The organism is Sphingomonas plantiphila, from assembly GCF_046000505.1.
In the GTDB taxonomy this organism is placed as follows: Bacteria; Pseudomonadota; Alphaproteobacteria; order Sphingomonadales; family Sphingomonadaceae; genus Sphingomonas; species Sphingomonas plantiphila.
In genome coordinates this window covers 2,434,252-2,447,685 of sequence record NZ_JBELQC010000001.1, presented here as the reverse complement: position 1 = coordinate 2,447,685, position 13,434 = coordinate 2,434,252, and the positions used below count along the sequence as shown (strand labels likewise).

Annotated in this window: 13 protein-coding genes and 1 tRNA gene; 6 read left to right on the top strand and 8 right to left on the bottom strand. The window is 66.0% G+C overall.

Annotated elements, in window-relative coordinates; translation table 11 throughout:
- Window positions 1-117 precede the first annotated feature (117 nt).
- Together dnaK and dnaJ are read left to right on the top strand one after the other, a co-directional pair.
- Window positions 118-2,034 carry a molecular chaperone DnaK gene (gene dnaK / locus ABS767_RS11690; protein WP_408078520.1) on the top strand — a complete coding sequence of 639 codons (1,917 nt, stop codon included), beginning with the start codon at window positions 118-120 and terminating at the stop codon, window positions 2,032-2,034.
- Between the two features lie 129 nt (window positions 2,035-2,163).
- Window positions 2,164-3,270, top strand: a complete 1,107-nt coding sequence (dnaJ, locus tag ABS767_RS11685) for a molecular chaperone DnaJ (RefSeq protein WP_408078519.1) — start codon at window positions 2,164-2,166, stop codon at window positions 3,268-3,270.
- A gap of 153 nt (window positions 3,271-3,423) precedes the next feature.
- Here the strand turns inward: dnaJ and ABS767_RS11680 are convergent, their stop codons facing one another.
- The 3 genes from ABS767_RS11680 to ABS767_RS11670 form a co-directional block, all read right to left on the bottom strand.
- Window positions 3,424-4,167 (bottom strand): sulfite exporter TauE/SafE family protein, encoded by a 744-nt coding sequence (locus ABS767_RS11680; protein ID WP_408078518.1) that lies wholly within the window; start codon window positions 4,165-4,167, stop codon window positions 3,424-3,426.
- A gap of 39 nt (window positions 4,168-4,206) precedes the next feature.
- The gene (locus ABS767_RS11675) at window positions 4,207-5,088 is read right to left on the bottom strand and encodes an AraC family transcriptional regulator (RefSeq protein WP_408078517.1); all 882 of its coding nucleotides are present in this window, start codon (window positions 5,086-5,088) and stop codon (window positions 4,207-4,209) included.
- Between the two features lie 938 nt (window positions 5,089-6,026).
- Window positions 6,027-6,461: a cupin domain-containing protein gene (locus tag ABS767_RS11670; RefSeq protein WP_408078516.1), complete on the bottom strand. Its 435-nt coding sequence runs from the start codon at window positions 6,459-6,461 to the stop codon at window positions 6,027-6,029.
- A gap of 94 nt (window positions 6,462-6,555) precedes the next feature.
- On the opposite strand from ABS767_RS11670, the gene ABS767_RS11665 reads away from it, so the two are divergent.
- The 3 genes from ABS767_RS11665 (at window position 6,556) to ABS767_RS11655 (ending at window position 8,582) form a co-directional block, all read left to right on the top strand.
- A complete protein-coding gene (locus tag ABS767_RS11665) occupies window positions 6,556-6,882 on the top strand; it encodes a glycine zipper 2TM domain-containing protein (protein ID WP_408078515.1) in 327 nt (108 codons plus the stop codon).
- A gap of 99 nt (window positions 6,883-6,981) precedes the next feature.
- The gene (locus ABS767_RS11660) at window positions 6,982-7,365 is read left to right on the top strand and encodes a glycine zipper 2TM domain-containing protein (RefSeq protein ID WP_408078514.1); all 384 of its coding nucleotides are present in this window, start codon (window positions 6,982-6,984) and stop codon (window positions 7,363-7,365) included.
- Window positions 7,366-7,415: 50 nt separating this feature from the next.
- Window positions 7,416-8,582: a glycosyltransferase gene (locus tag ABS767_RS11655; RefSeq protein WP_408078513.1), complete on the top strand. Its 1,167-nt coding sequence runs from the start codon at window positions 7,416-7,418 to the stop codon at window positions 8,580-8,582.
- Here the strand turns inward: ABS767_RS11655 and ABS767_RS11650 are convergent.
- The 5 genes from ABS767_RS11650 to yajC all read right to left on the bottom strand — a co-directional run bounded on the left by ABS767_RS11650 (window position 8,579) and on the right by yajC (window position 13,122).
- On the bottom strand, window positions 8,579-9,703 hold the full coding sequence (locus tag ABS767_RS11650) for a DUF3089 domain-containing protein (protein ID WP_408078512.1): 1,125 nt from the start codon (window positions 9,701-9,703) through the stop codon (window positions 8,579-8,581). The two genes, ABS767_RS11655 and ABS767_RS11650, sit on opposite strands and share 4 nt — an antisense overlap.
- Window positions 9,704-9,770: 67 nt before the next feature.
- On the bottom strand, window positions 9,771-10,112 hold the full coding sequence (locus tag ABS767_RS11645; RefSeq protein ID WP_408078700.1) for an MTH938/NDUFAF3 family protein: 342 nt from the start codon (window positions 10,110-10,112) through the stop codon (window positions 9,771-9,773).
- A 17-nt stretch (window positions 10,113-10,129) separates the two neighbouring features.
- Entirely contained in the window at window positions 10,130-11,116 is a 987-nt protein-coding gene (secF, locus tag ABS767_RS11640; RefSeq protein ID WP_408078511.1) for a protein translocase subunit SecF, read from the bottom strand.
- An 11-nt stretch (window positions 11,117-11,127) separates the two neighbouring features.
- Window positions 11,128-12,765, bottom strand: coding sequence for a protein translocase subunit SecD (secD, locus tag ABS767_RS11635; protein ID WP_408078510.1), 1,638 nt, complete (start codon window positions 12,763-12,765; stop codon window positions 11,128-11,130).
- A 15-nt stretch (window positions 12,766-12,780) separates the two neighbouring features.
- Window positions 12,781-13,122 carry a preprotein translocase subunit YajC gene (yajC, locus tag ABS767_RS11630; RefSeq protein ID WP_408078509.1) on the bottom strand — a complete coding sequence of 114 codons (342 nt, stop codon included), beginning with the start codon at window positions 13,120-13,122 and terminating at the stop codon, window positions 12,781-12,783.
- A gap of 173 nt (window positions 13,123-13,295) precedes the next feature.
- Between yajC and ABS767_RS11625 the strand changes: the two genes are divergently transcribed.
- Window positions 13,296-13,372: transfer RNA gene (locus tag ABS767_RS11625), tRNA-Pro, on the top strand.
- Window positions 13,373-13,434: the final 62 nt, after the last annotated feature.

The window sequence follows — 13,434 nt, the reverse complement described above, 5'->3', positions numbered from 1 at the left end:
CTTGCGGCAAGGCGCGGCACTCCTATATCGCCCCTTGTGAAGGCCGCGTTGCCGCTTCAGGGGCGCGGTAACGCACTGGATTAACTTGATTTAGCACACGGGGGCCAATGAGGACTCATGGGTAAGGTTATCGGAATCGATCTCGGCACGACCAATAGCTGCGTGGCAGTGATGGAGGGCGGCAAGCCCAAGGTGATCGAGAATGCAGAGGGCGCGCGTACCACGCCGTCCATCGTCGCCTTCGCCAAGGATGGCGAGCGACTGATCGGCCAGCCGGCCAAGCGCCAGGCGGTCACGAACCCCGACAACACCGTCTTCGCGGTGAAGCGCCTGATCGGCCGCCGCTTCGAAGACCCCATCACCAAGAAGGACACCGAGCTGGTCCCCTACACGATCGTGAAGGGTGCGAACGGCGACGCGTGGGTCAAGGCGGGCGGCGAGGATTATTCGCCTTCGCAGATTTCGGCCTTCATCCTGCAGAAGATGAAGGAAACCGCCGAGAGCTACCTCGGCGAGACCGTGACGCAGGCGGTGATCACCGTGCCGGCGTACTTCAACGACGCGCAGCGCCAGGCGACCAAGGACGCGGGCAAGATCGCGGGTCTGGAAGTGCTGCGCATCATCAACGAGCCGACCGCGGCGGCGCTGGCCTATGGCCTCGAGAAGGACAACAACAAGACCATCGCGGTCTATGACCTTGGCGGCGGTACGTTCGATATCTCGATCCTCGAGATCGGCGACGGCGTGTTCGAGGTGAAGGCGACCAATGGCGACACCTTCCTGGGCGGCGAGGATTTCGACTCCAAGCTGGTCCAGTATTTCGCCGACGAGTTCAAGAAGGCCGAAGGCATCGACCTGACCAAGGACAAGCTCGCGCTGCAGCGGCTCAAGGAAGCCGCCGAGAAGGCGAAGATCGAGCTGTCTTCGGCGCAGACGACCGAGGTCAACCTGCCCTTCATCACCGCGGACCAGAACGGGCCGAAGCATCTGGTGAAGACGCTGAGCCGCGCCGAGCTGGAGCGACTGGTCGACGACCTGATCACCCGCACGCTGGAGCCGTGCCGCAAGGCGATGGCCGATGCCGGCGTCAAGTCGGCGCAGATCGACGAAGTGGTGCTGGTCGGCGGCATGACCCGCATGCCTAAGGTGCGCCAGGTCGTGAAGGAGTTCTTCGGCAAGGAGCCGCACACCGGCGTCAACCCGGACGAGGTCGTCGCGATCGGTGCGGCGATCCAGGCCGGCGTGCTGCAGGGCGACGTCAAGGACGTGCTGTTGCTCGACGTGACCCCGCTGAGCCTCGGCATCGAGACGCTGGGTGGCGTGTTCACCCGCATGATCGACCGCAACACCACGATCCCGACGAAGAAGAGCCAGGTCTATTCGACTGCCGATGACAATCAGCAGGCGGTGACCATCCGCGTGTTTCAGGGCGAGCGCGAAATGGCGGCGGACAACAAGATGCTGGGTCAGTTCGACCTGGTCGGCATCCCCCCTGCCCCGCGCGGCGTGCCGCAGATCGAGGTCGTGTTCGACATCGACGCGAACGGCATCGTCAACGTGTCGGCCAAGGACAAGGGCACCGGCAAGGAGCAGCAGATCCGCATCCAGGCCAGCGGTGGCCTGTCGGACAGCGACATCGACCAGATGGTGCGCGATGCCGAGCAGTTCGCCGAGGAAGACAAGAAGCGCCGTGCGGCCGCCGAGGCGAAGAACAACGCCGAAAGCCTGGTCCACACGACCGAGCGCCAGCTTGCCGAGAATGGTGACAAGGTCGACGACGCGCTGAAGGGCGAGATCCAGTCGGCGATCGACGCGACCAAGGCGGCGATTGAAGGCGGCGACGCCGAAGCGATGAACGAGAAGAGCCAGGCCCTTGCGCAGGTCGCGATGAAGCTGGGTCAGGCGATCTATGAGAAGCAGCAGCAGAGCGAGGCATCGCCGCAGGCGGATGCAGGCGCGGCTGCGGGGAGCGAGGCTGGCGGCGAGGAAGTCGTCGACGCCGAATTCTCCGAGGTGGACGACAACAAGGCGTAATCAACCCCCTCCCTCTTCCCTTCAGGGGAGAGGGCCGGGGAGAGGGGGAGTGGGGCAGATGCAGGGTTCACCACTGCGGTTACTGCCCCTCTCCCAACCCTCTCCCCTGAAGGGGAGAGGGCTTTTTGAATGACCACCCAGGTAGATTATTACGAACTGCTCGGTGTCGAGCGCACCGCCGACGACGCGACGATCAAGTCCGCGTTTCGCAAGCTGGCGATCCAGTGCCACCCGGACAAGCATGGCGGGTGCAAGGAGCACGAGGCCAAGTTCAAGGCGATCAACGAAGCCTATGATTGCCTGAAGGACCCGCAAAAGCGCGCGGCCTATGACCGGTTCGGCCATGCCGGGCCGCAAGGCATGGGCGGCGGCGGCCAGGGCTTTGACGGCTTTGCCGATATCTTCGAATCCATGTTCGGCGAATTCATGGGCGGCGGCGGACGCGGCGGCCAGACGCGGCGCGGCGCGGACCTGCGCTACGACATGGACATCACGCTGGAAGACGCCTTCCACGGCAAGCAGACCGACATCACCATCGATGTTTCCGGGCCGTGCGAACCGTGCGGCGGCACCGGCGCATCGCCGGGGACGATGGCCAAACGCTGCCCCACCTGCGCCGGGCATGGCAAAGTGCGCGCGCAGCAGGGCTTTTTCGTGGTCGAGCGGACCTGCCCCTCCTGCCATGGCGCGGGACAGACGATTTCCGATCCGTGCCGCAACTGCCGCGGCGAGGGCCGGGTCGACAAGACCGTGACGCTGGCGGTCAACGTGCCGCCGGGCGTCGACGAAGGCACGCGCATCCGCCTGTCCGGCCAGGGCGAGGCTGGCGCGCGCGGCGCGCCTCCGGGCGACCTCTACATCTTCCTGCACGTCAAGCCACATGCGCTGTTCGAGCGCGAGGGCACGACGCTGTACGCCCGCGCGCCGATCAGCTTCACGACCGCAGCGCTGGGCGGCGAGATCGAGATTCCGGGGCCGGATGGCGAACTGCACCGCATCCCGCTGCATCCCGGCACGCAGAGCGGCCGCGAAATCCGCCATCGCGGCGCCGGCATGCCGGTGCTGCAGGGCCGCGGGCGCGGCGACCTGGTGGTGCGGATCGAGGTCGAGATCCCGACCAAGCTGACCGGCGAACAGCGCGACCTGCTCGAACAGTTCCGCGCGCTGGAAACCGGCGAGGAATGCCCGGTGTCGACCGGGTTCTTCGACAAGCTGAAAAAAGCGGTGGGGGGCTGAGGCCCCCTGACCGTCAGCCTTCATACCTATCCCAAATCGTCACCCCGGCCTTGTGCCGGGGTCCACTTTGCCGCCAGCGCGAAGCCTGAGGCTCGAGCGCTGGATTTGCCGAACGGTGGACCCCGGCACGAGGCCGGGGTGACCGAGGTTGGTTCAATACACCCCGAACAGCTTGGCGCTGGCGACCAGCAGGACGAGGCCGAGCGCACGCAGAATCCACTTCTGGGGTAGCCGGATGCCGAGGGTCGTGCCGATTACGCCGCCCGCAAGCACCGCGACCGCATAGAGCGGTAGCTCTGGCGGCAGGCTGCCGACCGAGGCGAGGTTGCCGGCCAGTCCCGAGGCGGAATTGGCGAGGATGAATACGGCCACCACGCCCGACGCTGGCTTGGGCGCGGACCAGGCGAGGAACAGCAGCAGCGGCGAGAGGAAGATGCCGCCGCCGGTGCCGGTCAGTCCGGCGAGCAGGCCCAGCCCCACCCCCGCGAGGATCGCGACCCAGATCGGCGGATCGCGCCATTCGCGCTCGGCCTTGAGTTCGCGTGGCCACAGCATCCGCGCGGCGGAAAAGGCGAGCACGACGCCCATGATCGGGCGATAGATTTCGGGCGGGACATGGATCGCCCCGCCGACGAATGCTGCGGGAAAGGCGCCGACCAGGAACGGCCACAGCGTGCGCCAACGGAACAGGCCGGCGCGCGCGTAGCGGATCGATCCGAGGCCCGCGACGATCAGGTTGAGCACCAGCGCGGTCGGCCGCATCACCGCTGCGGGCACGCTGAACAACGCCATCAGCGCGATATAGGACGATGCCCCACCATGCCCGACGCTGGAATAGAGCAGCGCGCCGAAGAACAGGCATGAAGCGAGCGCGAGGTGGAGCGTGTCGAACGTCATTGCGCGGCAGGCGTAACCGGCAACATCGCGCTGGCCAAGCTAGATCAGCGGGAGGAACAGGTCTGCCGCCGGGCGCTGGTCGGGATCGTCGAGGAAGAAGCGCTGGCAGTAGATCGGGAAGTCGCGCATCTCCGCGCCACTCGCCGGAAGCCATTCTCGGTAAAGGAACAGCGCGGCGGGCTCGAGATTATGGGTGTCGCCGGTCACGCGCAGCACCGCGCAGCGTCCGCCGGGGATTTCTCCGATCCTGACCGCATCGTCGCCCGGGTCGATCGACTGATCGTCAGCCAACCCGACGCACAGGTCCATGCGATAGTCGGCGGGATCGGCCGGGCGGCGCTCCGAGTACCAGATGTTGAAGGTCGGGTTCGTCCGGGGCGAGAGTCCCGCTGCCTTGCGCCAGGCGATGAAGCGCTGGACGGTGGCGCCGATGGTTGCGGGATCGCCGCGATGCTCGAACATCGCCACGCGCGTCGGTGCGACGGTGCGGATCGAGACGTCGTTGTCGGAAAAGGTCGTCTGCATGAGCTGGCTCCTGGCATTGTCGAGCGGTTCGAAGGCGGCAAGCCACGGCGCCCAGTCGGGAGCCTTGCGGAAGGCCGACGGCGACTGTCCGAAGCGTTGGCGGAAGGCGCGGGCAAAGGCGTCCGGTGCGTCGTAGCCGGCGGCCATCGCGATGTCGGTGACGCTGGCGTGCTGGCAATGGGCAAGCTGGTGCGACGCGCGCCGCATCCGGGCGAGCTGGACGTAGCGGTGCAGCGAAAGTCCGAAAGTCGCGCTGAACTGGCGGTGGAAATGATATCTGGAGAAGGCGGCGACACCGCTCAACGTCTCGAGATCCAGATCGCCGTCGAGATTCCGGTCGATATGGTCGAGCACGCGTTGCATCCGCGCCTGATAATTCCGAACCGCCGCCTTCATCGTCCCGTCCCTTCGTGGCGAGACCAGTTAGCCGCGAACCGAGATGCCGCGCTCGACCGATCTTGCGCTTTGGGCATAGCGGATCGGATTTCAACGCTCGATGCGTCGGCGTCTGCTGGCAGCGGGAATTTGGATGGAGGCGACGCGTGCCGCACGAAACCAAAAGAGGGCCGGCGTTTCCGCCAGCCCCCCGGTGTCGCCATCCGCTCGCTTGCCCATCCGGGAGACGGGCGCGCCGCGGCGGCGGCATGCACGGTTCCGCTAACCGGCAAGGGATGCGGAACCATGCGTTCCAGCGTTCGGCGTGCGGCCGCTGGCCGGTCACCGGGACGGGCGCGTCTCCGAAGAGCCGCGAACCCGCCTCGATGTCCTTGCGATCCTTTGCGCCTTGCGGCGTTCGGGCATCGCGGTCCGGTCACCAAGGCAATACGATCCCCGAGGGGTCGTTTCGCTCGATGGCCTCGCGTTGATCAATTCGCCCCGAAAGGCTCCTTGTTCGTCGCGGCGGTGGCCGCATCTTCCGAACAGCACCCGAAGGCGTTGTCCTTCCGCTGCAACCCGCTCCACCCGGTCCGAAGACGGGTTTTGCGTCCAAGGCTTCCGGTCAGAACCGCTGCCCGAAGGCATCGGCCCCTGCCCTTCCGCCCGTCATCCCCGGCACGAAGCCCTGGGATGCCGTCGGACGCCTGTCCGTTTCGTTTCCGCGATGCCGATGCGAACATCGATATCACGGTCTCCCGGGGTGGCGTCCCCGTCCCGACCCATGCGGTTTCCCTAAGGCACCTGCACGGTTCGAGCCGTGACAAACAGTTGATTTCGCTTTGGTTTCCCGCTGCGGCCTCATCTGCCTGCCCATGGATGCTGTCACGAGTTGCGAGTCGGAAGAAGGGCTCAGTGCACGTTACCATCTGTGGATAACGTGAATCGCGGGAGCGGATTCAGGTTCGCGGCGGCGACCATTGCGGCGGGGCCAGTTCGAACCCGGCAAACTCGAAGCCGGGGACGACGATGCAGCTGACCAATGCCCAGCCAAGCTCCGCCGTGGCGGCCTGCCAGCGATTCGCCGGCACGCGGGCTTGCGGCGCGTAGCCTGCCGCGACATCGCCGCCAAGGCGGATCGTCGCCGGATTGGCGTCTGCCGCATCGGCGATCGCCAGGTCCAGCGGCGACCCGGCGTGCCAGAGCCACAGTTCATCGGCGTCCACCTTGTGCCAATGCGATCGCTGACCGTGCTCGAGCAGGAACAGAATTGCCGTTCCCGGCGAGCGCGCGCCATCGGCAAGCGGTTGAGAACGCCATGTTTCCCGGTACCAGCCGCCTTCCGGATGGGGTGCGAGAGCGAGGGTTTCGATGAGGCTGCGGGCATCCTGCATGGGCGATGAACTGCCCGAAATGTTGCGTTCATGAAACCCTCTCGAAGAGCGCGGCGTTCTTGTCGGCAGAATTCAGGAAGATGGAGTAATGATGATGCGTAACCTGATGCTGGCGCTTGGCGCCGCTTCGCTGGCCGTTCCGGCCACTGTGCTGGTCCCCAGCTTCTCGACCGATGCGCAGGCGCAGAGCAAGAAGAAGCGCTACAGCTATCGCGAATGGCGTGGACGCGACGGGCGTCGCTACTGCCGCAAGTCCGACGGGACGACCGGACTGGTCGTTGGCGGTGTCGCCGGTGCACTGGTCGGCCGGACGATCGATACGCGCGGCGATCGCACCGTCGGCACACTGCTCGGTGCGGCAGCAGGCGCAGTCGCAGGTCGCGAGATCGAGCGCAGCGGAAGCAAGCGGCGCTGCCGCTAAAGCGATTTTGAGAAAAAGAAGCGGGGCTCGGGATATATCCGGGCCCCGTTTCGTTCGTGAAACATGTGTGGGGGGTGTCAATGCTTAGGGAGATGCCCGATGAATAATCCGATGAAGACGGGAGCCATCGCGCTCAGCGCCGCTGCAATGGCGATGACCGGCGCGTGCACCGGCTATGGCGCCGATCGGCCCGGCTATGCCAGCGGCGGCGACTATTGGGATGCACCGCGTTACTATCGCGACGGCAATTATCAGGAACGGCGCCTGAGCCGCGGCGATCGCGTCTATGTCGGCCGCGACGGGCGCTATTACTGCAAGCGCAGCGACGGAACCGCGGGTCTCGTGATCGGTGGGCTTGCGGGCGGCGTGCTCGGCAACATCATCGCTCCGGGCGGCTCCAAGACGCTCGGCACGATCATCGGTGCCGCCGGCGGCGCCGCGATCGGGTCGCAGGTCGACAAGGGCGAGGTGAAGTGCCGCTAAGCGCTGTCACGCAAAGCTAAGTTAACGCGAAGGGTGTAATGCGCGGGGCAATGCTCCGCGTGCTCACCCTTTCGTCGTTGTTTCCGGACGCCTCGCGACCAAATTTCGGCGTGTTCGTCGAGCGCCAGACGCTGGGACTTGCGGCTCACCCGGAGGTGGCGCTGAAGCTGGTGGCGCCTGTCGGCCTGCCGCCCTGGCCGCTGTCGCGACTTGGGCGATACGCACCCCTCTCCGCTCTCCCGGCGCATGAAGAGTGGAAAGGGGTCGAGACGTGGCGTCCGCGGTTCGTGAACCTTCCCGGGACGGGCGGCAGATTTCACGCACGGACGCTGGCCGCGCGTCTGGGACCGCTGCTCGCCCGGGTCCGGCGCGACTTCGCGTTTGATGTGATCGACGCGAGCTTCTTCTTTCCCGATGGCGTCGCGGCAGCCGCGCTGGGGCGCCGGTTCGGCGTTCCAGTCTCGATCAAGGCACGTGGCGCGGACATCCATCACTGGGGTCACAGTCCTTCGACCGGCGCGCATGTGATCGCGGCGGGCGCGGCGGCGGATGGACTGCTGGCGGTTTCGGAATCGATGCGCGCCGACATGGTCGCGCTGGGGATGGACCCGGAGAAGATCCGCGTCCACCGGACCGGGGTAGACCTGGACCGGTTCGCGCCGCGCGACCGGCTGGCCGCCAAGGCGGCGCTGGGCGTCACCGGGCCGCTGGTCGCGAGCGTGGGCGCTCTGATCCCTCGCAAGGGGCATGACATCGTGATCGAGGCGATCGCAGCATTGCCCGGGGTGCGACTGATGATCGCAGGCGAAGGTCCCGAGCGACCGAAGCTCGCGGCGCAGATCGCGCGATCGGGCCTGGGCGACCGGGTGACGCTGATGGGCAGCGTGGCGCATGGGGACCTGCCGGGCCTGCTTGCCGCCGCGGACGTGATGGCGCTGGCCTCTTCCTCCGAAGGGCTGGCGAACGCCTGGGTCGAGGCGCTGGCGAGCGGTACGCCGGTGGTGATCCCGGACGCGGGGGGCGCACGCGAGCTGGTCACGGCGCCTGACCATGGCCGGATCGTCGCACGCACGGCGCCGGCCTTCGCCGCGGCGATCTCAGAAATCCTTTCCGAGCCGCCCGCGCCGGCCGCAGTGCGCGCGGGCGCCGCGGGGTTCACCTGGGAGGCGAACAGCGCGGCGCTTTACGACCATCTGTCGGGGCTGGTGCGCGGCTAGCGCGTCTTCTCCCACGCCGCCGCTTGGGTCGCGGCCAGTTCGACCAGATCGCCCAGCGCGAGATTCATGTCGATCAGGTGCAACCCCCAATCGTCGAGCCGCTGCGGACCGACCATCACGTCGCCGGGAATATCATCGGTTCGCGCATCGGCGGGATCGGGCTTCAGTGTCACCTCGAAATAGCTCGCCCCGCCCTTCTCCACGCAGGCGCCGGTCACCATTCCGGGCAGTTTGACGAAGGGGGTCGTTACCGCCGCACCGCCCTTGCTCCATTCGACCGGCGGCGCGGTGCCGAGCAGCGAGCCGGTGGGGAGATAGGCGTCGAGCGTCGCGCTGCCGCCGCCCAGCGCGGCGGGATTGGTGCAGGCGACCTGCATCCCCGGCGCGGCGGTGCGGGCGAACCGCGTCTTGGCCGGCGGGGGAACGGTCGAGCGGAAGCTCACATAGGTGACCACGCAACCGGTATCGGAGGCGCTCGCGCAGGTCGGGATCGATTTGAGCGTTCCGGTGCGCTGGCCCGCCGTGACGTCGAGATTGAAGCCGATCGGCATGATCGAGATGATCTGCTTCATCCGATCGGGCTTGCCGTCGAACTCCTTCTCGAGCAGCTGCGAGATCATTCGCGACCCCTGGCTATGCCCGATCAGGACGACGCCCCGCCCCTTGTTGTCGTGCTTCATATAATCGTCGAAGGCCGCCTTCACATCGGCATAGCCGAGCGCCGGATCGGCGGCGAGCGGCTTGCCCGCCATCACGTCGCGCAGCGCCTTGAGCGTCACCTGCCGGTACATCGGCGCGTACACCCGGCACACCTCGCGAAAGCGCGCCGCCTGGATCATCGCGACGCGGCGTTCGGCATCGTCGATGACGAGGTCGCTATTGCCCGCATCGTCGGTCGAGACGGTGGGATAGACATAGAAGCAATCGAATTTCGGGTTTGCCGCGGCCTTGAAGGATTCGACAGTGCGCGAGCCATCGGGTGCCACCACTGTTGCATCGAGATTGACGGTGCAGGCATCCTCGCGACCCGGGCGGCACAGCCAGTTGGTGGTGTCACGATAGTCGGCAGGCGCGGGCGTGGCGGCTTGGGCGGCGGCGAGCGCAATTGCGGCAGTCAGCATGATCCTCTCCTCTGTTCTTTGGAGGGATCATGCCGCACTTCGATTCAAATTGGAAGATCGGGTATGCTCAATCCAGCGGGTAAAGCAAGGCGGCGATCCAGCGCAGCTCCCCGCGAAGCACGCCCCAGGCACGCGCGGCGGCGCGGCTATCCATCACTTCGATCCCGAAAGGCAGCGCGGCCTCCAGCGCGGGCGATGGACGGCGCAGCTTGCTGCCGGTGCCCAGCAGCACGAATTCCGGCAGACGATCGAGGGCGAGCAGCGGCGCGAACGCCTCCGGCGTCAACGCCTCGAGCGGGGGCGGCGCCCATCCCTCCGCGCGCGACGGGGTGAGCAGCAGCCCTTCATAGACGCCGTCATCGACGCGGAAACCTCGCCCGGAGAAGCCCGAGACGACCGGCCCCTCGATCCGGGTCCGGTCGACCTTCAGGGCATGTCCTTGAAATTGACCTGGCCGGTGGCCTTGGCGGTTTCCTTGGCCTCGGCCGCCTTTTCCTCGTCCGACTTGAAGCTGCCCGGGCCGACCTTGAACTGGATCAGGATGCCGTTGCCGACGAACATCGAGGAATAGGTCCCGACGACGATACCGAGCAGCATCGCCAGCGAGAATCCGAAGATCACGTCCGGCCCCAGGAACACGAGCGCGGCGAGCGCGGTGATCAGCGTGAGCGAGGTCATCACGGTGCGTGCCAGCGTCTCGTTGATCGAGAGGTTGAGGAGCGGCACGATTTCCATTTTGCGATATTTTCGCAGATTCTCGCGAACACGGTCGAAGATCACGATCTTGTCGTTCAGCGAATAGCCGATGATCGTGAGCAGCGCGGCGACGGTGTTGAGGTTGAACTCGAGCTGGGTCGCGGCGAAGAAGCCGAGCGTCACCAGCATGTCCTGCGCGAGTGCGAGCAGGGCGCCGACGCCGAACTGCCATTCGAACCGGAACCAGATATAGATCGCGACCGCCAGCATCGCGAAGCCGAGCGCCATCGCGCCCTTCTGGAACAATTCGCCCGAGACCTTGCCCGACACCGCCTCGACCGAGGCGACCTGCGAGCCGGGGTAATTTTTCGAGATGACCTCGCGAACCCGCGCCGTGGCCCGCGCCGTCGCATCCTTGTCGTCGCCGGGGACCGGCATGCGGATCGATACTTCCTGCGCCGATCCGAATTGCTGGACGGTCGATTCGCCATAGCCGAGCGCATCGACACGCTCGCGCAGCGTATCGATCTCGATCGGCTGGGCGAAGGTGACGCGGATATTCTGGCCACCGACAAAGTCGATGCCGAAATTGAGCCCGCGAATGCCCAGCATCGCAATCGAGGCGATCACCATCGCGAGGGTGAAGAAGGTCGCGACGTGACGCCAGCGCATCCAGTCGATGTTGACGTTGTCGGGGACGAGTTTCAGGGGACGCATGTCGATTTTCCTCAGATCACCAGCTCTTTGGGCCGGGTCTTGAGCCAGTTCGCGACCATCAGGCGCGTGAAGGTCACCGCCGTGAAGACCGAGGTGACGATGCCGATGGTCAACACCACCGCAAAGCCGCGCACGGGTCCCGCGCCGAAGATGAACATGATGAAGGCGGCGATGACGTTGGTGACGTTCGCGTCGAGAATGGCGCGGCTCGCTTCCTTGTATCCGAACTCCACTGCGGAATTGTTCGCGCGGCCGCGGTGCAGCTCTTCGCGGATACGCTCGTTGATCAGCACGTTCGCATCGACGGCGGCGCCGATCGTCAGCACGAAGCCGGCGATGCCGGGCAGGGTCAGCGTCGCGTTGAACAGCGCCATGATGCCGATGATCATGATCACGTTCACGACTAGCGCGATATTGGCGTAAACGCCGAAGCGGAAATAGGCGACGAGCATCAGCAGGACGATCGCGATTGTGCCGACGCTGCCGGCGATGATCCCCGCCTCGATCGAATCGGCGCCCAGTTCGGGGCTGATCGTCGATTCCTCGACCACGTTGAGCTGCACCGGCATCTTGCCCGAGCGCAGCGCGATCGCGAGCTGGTTGGCGCTTTCGACGGTGAAGCCGCCCGAGATCTGGCCCTTGCCGCCCAGGATCGGCTCGTTGATGTTCGGCGCCGAGATTACCGATCCGTCGACGATGATCGCGAACGGCTTGCCGGTATTCTGCTGCGTCGTCTGAGCGAAGCGGCGTCCGCCCTGCGCATCGAAGGTGAAGCCGACGACGACTTCCTGATTCTGGTTGTATTCCTGGTTCGCGTTGATCAGCTGATCGCCGCTGACGATCGTCTGGCGCTTGAGCGCGATCTGCGCGACATGGCCCTCCTGCGTCGGATAGGCGACATAGGGCAACCCCGGCGGCGCCGAGGGATAGGGCATGATCTCGCTGCCGATCGGCGCCACGCCGCGGGCGATATCGACCGGGCTTGCGGTAATGTCGACCAGCTTGAATTCGAGCCGTGCGGTCTTGCCGAGCAGCGCCTTGAGCGCCTCAGGGTCCTGCAGGCCGGGGACCTGCACAACGATGCGGTCCGCGCCCTGGCGTACGATCGTCGGTTCGAGCGTGCCGAGCGCGTTGATGCGGCGATCCACCACCTCGCGCGCGTCGTTCATCGCCTGATCGATCGCCTGAGCAATGCCCGCCTGGGTCGGGGTGACGATGAAGCGCGTCGAATCCCGCACCTCGATCGTCCATTCGCGCTGGCCGGTCATGCCGACACCGCTGCCTGCAAGCTGGAGCAGACGTTCGCGCGCCGCATCCACCTTGCTCGCATCGCGCACCATGAAGGTGATGCGATTGTCGCGCAGCGAGATGTCGCCGATGTCGATGCGCGGGTCCTGACGGCGGAACTCGGTCTCGATCTCGTCACGCTTGGCGGCGAGCCGCACGCGCGCGAAATCGTTCATGTCCGCTTCGAGCAGGATGTAGCTGCCGCCGGCAAGGTCGAGGCCGAGATTGACCGTCGGCTGAGGAACCCAGCTCGGCCAGTTGGCACGCACGCTCTGCGGCATGAAGCTCGGCACGGCGCACAGGGTGAAGACGAGGATGGTCAGCCAGACCGACCACACCTTCCACTTCGGAAAATCGAGCATCTGGTTACGACCCTATCAGTCGTTCGCGGGCTTGCCGCCGAGCGGCTGGACCTCGACGATGGTCGCCTTGACCACCTTGACCTTCACGCCGGTGGCGATCTCGACATTGGCGTAGCTGTCGTCGACCGACACCACCTTGCCGACCAGCCCGCCGGCGGTGACGACGGTGTCGTTCTTCTTCATCGACCCGATCGACGCCTGAAGCGTCTTCATCCGCTTCTGCTGCGGGCGAATCATCAGGAAGTAGAAGGCGACGAAAATCAGGACGAGCGGCGCGATCGAAAGGAACGAACCGGCGGCGCTGCCGGCTCCTGCCGCGCTGCCTGCGGCCTGTGCAAATGCTGGGGTGATGATCATGGGTTTCCCGGGCCTGGACTAATGGGCCTGAATGGTGGGGAGCGAGGCCCCCCGGTTCAAGCGGCGGGCGCTACCATGAGTGTTGCGCCCGCGCAACTGTCGCCGCCCCGCAACACCATATCCGATCCCCCTTGCATCGCACGGCGCCCGCGCCTAGAGGGCCTGCCTTCGGTCGGGGCGTAGCGCAGCCTGGTAGCGCATCACACTGGGGGTGTGGGGGTCGCAGGTTCGAATCCTGTCGCCCCGACCAATTTTCCATAGCATCGGACCCGTGCTGGCGCCCCGCAAACCCGAGGACGCGCGGCGTCGTGC

Bases quoted from the DNA above. Each gene is read 5' to 3' on its own strand.
- dnaK (WP_408078520.1), top strand. From the start codon at position 118: ATGGGTAAGGTTATCGGAATCGATCTCGGCACGACCAATAGCTGCGTG.
- dnaJ (WP_408078519.1), top strand. From the start codon at position 2,164: ATGACCACCCAGGTAGATTATTACGAACTGCTCGGTGTCGAGCGCACC.
- ABS767_RS11680 (WP_408078518.1), bottom strand. From the start codon at position 4,167: ATGACGTTCGACACGCTCCACCTCGCGCTCGCTTCATGCCTGTTCTTC.
- ABS767_RS11675 (WP_408078517.1), bottom strand. From the start codon at position 5,088: ATGAAGGCGGCGGTTCGGAATTATCAGGCGCGGATGCAACGCGTGCTC.
- ABS767_RS11670 (WP_408078516.1), bottom strand. From the start codon at position 6,461: ATGCAGGATGCCCGCAGCCTCATCGAAACCCTCGCTCTCGCACCCCAT.
- ABS767_RS11665 (WP_408078515.1), top strand. From the start codon at position 6,556: ATGCGTAACCTGATGCTGGCGCTTGGCGCCGCTTCGCTGGCCGTTCCG.
- ABS767_RS11660 (WP_408078514.1), top strand. From the start codon at position 6,982: ATGAATAATCCGATGAAGACGGGAGCCATCGCGCTCAGCGCCGCTGCA.
- ABS767_RS11655 (WP_408078513.1), top strand. From the start codon at position 7,416: ATGCTCCGCGTGCTCACCCTTTCGTCGTTGTTTCCGGACGCCTCGCGA.
- ABS767_RS11650 (WP_408078512.1), bottom strand. From the start codon at position 9,703: ATGCTGACTGCCGCAATTGCGCTCGCCGCCGCCCAAGCCGCCACGCCC.
- secF (WP_408078511.1), bottom strand. From the start codon at position 11,116: ATGCGTCCCCTGAAACTCGTCCCCGACAACGTCAACATCGACTGGATG.
- secD (WP_408078510.1), bottom strand. From the start codon at position 12,765: ATGCTCGATTTTCCGAAGTGGAAGGTGTGGTCGGTCTGGCTGACCATC.
- yajC (WP_408078509.1), bottom strand. From the start codon at position 13,122: ATGATCATCACCCCAGCATTTGCACAGGCCGCAGGCAGCGCGGCAGGA.